Annotated in this window: 4 protein-coding genes and 1 pseudogene; all 5 read right to left on the minus strand. The window is 30.3% G+C overall.

What is annotated here, in order from left to right:
• Positions 1 to 31: 31 nt before the first annotated feature.
• Positions 32 to 1207: a toprim domain-containing protein gene (locus C6H18_RS08910; RefSeq protein WP_104722746.1), complete on the minus strand. Its 1176-nt coding sequence runs from the start codon at positions 1205 to 1207 to the stop codon at positions 32 to 34.
• Positions 1208 to 1226: 19 nt separating this feature from the next.
• A complete protein-coding gene (locus C6H18_RS08915; protein WP_104722747.1) occupies positions 1227 to 1508 on the minus strand; it encodes a hypothetical protein in 282 nt (93 codons plus the stop codon).
• 114 nt (positions 1509 to 1622) lie between these two features.
• Entirely contained in the window at positions 1623 to 2630 is a 1008-nt protein-coding gene (locus C6H18_RS08920) for a DUF6094 domain-containing protein (protein ID WP_104722748.1), read from the minus strand.
• A gap of 33 nt (positions 2631 to 2663) precedes the next feature.
• Complete coding sequence (locus C6H18_RS08925; protein WP_104722749.1) at positions 2664 to 3377, minus strand: hypothetical protein; 714 nt, start codon at positions 3375 to 3377, stop codon at positions 2664 to 2666.
• Positions 3378 to 3521: 144 nt separating this feature from the next.
• Positions 3522 to 3737: pseudogene (locus C6H18_RS08930) on the minus strand (hypothetical protein); the annotation flags it as partial.

The following is a 3737-nucleotide window of genomic DNA, read 5'->3' on the forward strand; positions in this document are numbered from 1 at the left end:
ATCCCAAAGTGGGATAGCTTATATCCCAAATTTAAGAAATCCTCTTTTGTCTATGGAGAGTGATTGTGTTTAAAGCATTAAGATTTAACAAATCATTTAAATCATTAACCTCTTCATTCCAATTTGCAATATAAGTGTCAATTCCTAAATATAAGAGTTTAGCCACTAAAGTTGCTTCACTATTACGACCTGCATTATCTTTATCAAAAGCAACAATCACTTTTTTATCTTTAAATAATCCTAGCACTTCTTCCTTATAAGCCCAAACACCAGCAAAAGAACAAAAATCACTATTCTCTTTTTTATTTTGGGTAACTCCACTAAGAGCATCAATATGCCCCTCAGTAATCCATATCCACTCTTTATTTTTAAGTGTAGAGTAAGTTAGGTTAAAAGGAAGTGGAATCTCAAGTTCAGAGCAATTAACATTTAACTCTTTAATTGTAGAATCTCCACTAATAGTTCTTAAGGAAAATCCACAAATTAAATCTGTATATAAATCAAAACAAGGAACAACACAAACATTCTTAGAGTAATTCCAGCCATACTTCTTTTTACTAAAGACTTTAAAGTCTTGTAAATCCTCTAAGGGAAAGTATTTAGTTAATTCTTGCTCTAATCTTGCAATATCACTCCAGCCTAAAAAGCCTATTGTTTTAACATCACAAGTAATCCCACGATTCTTATAATAAGCTTCTTTTTTATCTTGTTGTGTTAAAAGGGAATAACGATATATGAAGGTATAAACCATTTTTAATTGCATATTCCTAGATAAATTTTTATAATCTCCAAAGATTTCTCTTAACACAATATTTTTAAATTCTTTTTGTGGCTCAAAGACTTTAACTTTTTCTTTCAAAGTTGGCATTCTTTTTGCCACTTTTGGTTGAATAGCTTGATAGCTACTTGCATCAAGGAATGGAATATTCCAAGCACTATGCAACCACTCACAAGCCTTTTTAAAATCTCCATTAAATGCCATCTTAGCCATTTCAATAGGACCACCACTTAATCCACAAGCAAAACAATGACAAGAATTGCTCTTAGCATAGACTGCTAAAGAAGGTTTTTTATCTTGGTTTTTATGGGCTTGAATATTAAAGCAGTGCATAACTTTACCATTGCTTTGGATAGCATAATCAGCCCCTATGGAAGCTAACACTTCATTAATAGGAATCTGTTTTAGCCTATCTAAATCATATTTCATTTTTACTCCTTTTACTACTCTATAAGACCGCTATTATTGATTGCCTCAATAATTTCCTTGTTGTTACAATTTTCTGCACACTCTTTAAGCTCAATAAAATCACTCTTATTCCATAAGAATAAACATCCCTTAAGTGACATAATACTTCTTCTAAATCATCATTGATACTAATATCAAATCCCATTTGCTCTGCCATGCTTTTAAAAAGTGGAAAAAGCTCTTCTATCTTTGCAACAAAAGCTTCTGTATCTACATCGTGTTTGTTAAAAAATTCCCTAAAATCATTTTCATAAAAATTCATAATATCTCCTTGTAAAATAAAAATTAACAAGGATACAAGCAGTATAATCCCACCCTCTTTGGGATACTTGTATCCCAACAAAGGGTAAGATTAGAGTAGTTTTTGGCTACAAGTTTAAATAAGTTTTAAATATTCGCCATTTCTCATATCAAAAGCAAAAGTTTGAGAGATAAATTGCTCTTTAACTTTTACTTTACCATCCTCTTTTTCTTCCTCAAGTATTTCTACTTTTTCAAAGTAACCTTTAATTAAAAATCCTCCAATATCTTTCTCGCACAATCCCGCACTTAATAATAAAGCTGATTGCCCATCATTGGGTGTTTGAATGCTAGAGATAAAATTATTTTTTATAGGATTTAGTAATTTATTCCAAAATTCTTTAGGAGCATTTGTATTGGCTAAAAGCTTTTCTTTTTGCCAAATTTTAAGCTCTTGAAAGGTTTCAAAAAGAATCCTCTCTTTAAAGTTTGATTTTGGTATCTCTACATTTGAAAAATCTACTTCAGCAAATGGCTTAGAATTGCTCTTAGAGATTAATGCTAATAAGTCAGATTGACTTTCTGCATTCTTATCCTTTTTAAAGAGCAAAAAGTATTGTTTAAACTTTAAATGGTCATCATTATCAAAGAAAAAATTTGCAACAAATTGCATTTTGGCTTTTTGTAAATAGCTAATCATTCTTTCATTGATACAAGATGGATTAATGATTAAAAGCATATAGCCTTGCTCACTAATTGTTCCTACCCAAGTTTTTACAAACTCGATTTCTAAACGATTGTTTGCTTCTTGTGTTTTTAATTCCCCATAAGGAGGATTTAAAAAAAGAAAATCAAAAACATCTTTACTCTTTCGCATACCATATATGGCATCTGCAGAGGCAAATAAATCCACTCTTTCTTGTGCTTCTTTGCCTCTATTCTCATCTAATTCAACACCAAATGTTTTTATATTCTTAAAGCTTTTTTTCCATAACTCCAAAATAATGCCTTTTCCGCAACAAGGGTCGCAGATTCTAAAGTTACTAAATGTTTTATCTTTAGAAATCTCCTTGATGAATGCTTTAACTGCATTAATATCAGTAGGATAATAAGCTAATTTTTCTTCGCAATTTAATCTTGCCATTTTTTCTCCTTTAATTCTTTAATTCATAAATATTTAAGCCACTTCTAAATCACTTTTGTAGCTTTTTGCTTTAATTTCTTTTTTTCTTATCATAGAGTGATACACTAACTCAATTATTTTGCATAGCTCCTTATACTCATTATCAACAAGAAAGCTCATATCAAAAAGAGTAAGAAGTTCGGTATCTTTTGCTTTATCTCCAAGAGAATGTAAAGCAGTGTAGCTTATAATAGGTGTTAGTGATTTACTTTTTATCAATTCAAAAACCTTTTTTCTAAAGTTTTTATCCTTTGGAACAGGAATACCTAACTTATCAAGCCAATTAGAAAAATCTTTTAATGTTTTCTCATTAACTTCAATGAAACCAAAAAGTGGCTTTTTAGTAATTAAGTATTTTTTACTTAATAACTCCTCTGTATAAATAATTACTAAGGAATAGCCACGCTCTAAAGGTGCAATTTCTCTTTTATAACGCATTTTGCTTCTGAAGTTTATGTGTTTGGCATTAGAATATCCTACTGATAATCTTTTATCAGACAACACAGAAGTAAATGATTTATTAAAAACCCTATTGGTAACTGCTTTGATGATTTGTGTTTTTCCAAAAAGCTCTGCATAAAGCACATCTTCATTGTTATCAACAAAAACATCAATGCAATCCAACCTAAAAACAGATTTTCCATCACTGCTTTCTGTAACTAAAGCCATAAAATCTTTTTCTTCATTAGTATTTAATGTATTATTCATTTTTTCTCCTTATTAACATAATTAACAAGGATAGAAGTATCCCAAAGTGGGATAGCTTATATCCCAACTTAGGGCTTAGGGGAAGTAGAAATTTTAACTTTCTACTTTGTTAAGTAGTTTATTTAGAATATTTAAGATTATGATTTATTTCAAACTCTCTAGCATAAAGTTCATCATAACCCAAGTGCTTGATATAATGGTTATAGCAGTAACCACTCCAACACCTAAAAGCCAATAAATGCCTTGCACTTTTGCATTTGCAATTTCTAGCTTCAACTCTTGCTTTACATTTGCAATTTCTAGCTTCAACTCTTGCTTTGCTTCAGCAATCTCAGCTCTAACAAAGTCTTTAGTGGCTAA

The sequence above is a fragment of the Helicobacter mesocricetorum genome, assembly GCF_900198605.1.
Lineage (GTDB): Bacteria > Campylobacterota > Campylobacteria > Campylobacterales > Helicobacteraceae > Helicobacter_D > Helicobacter_D mesocricetorum.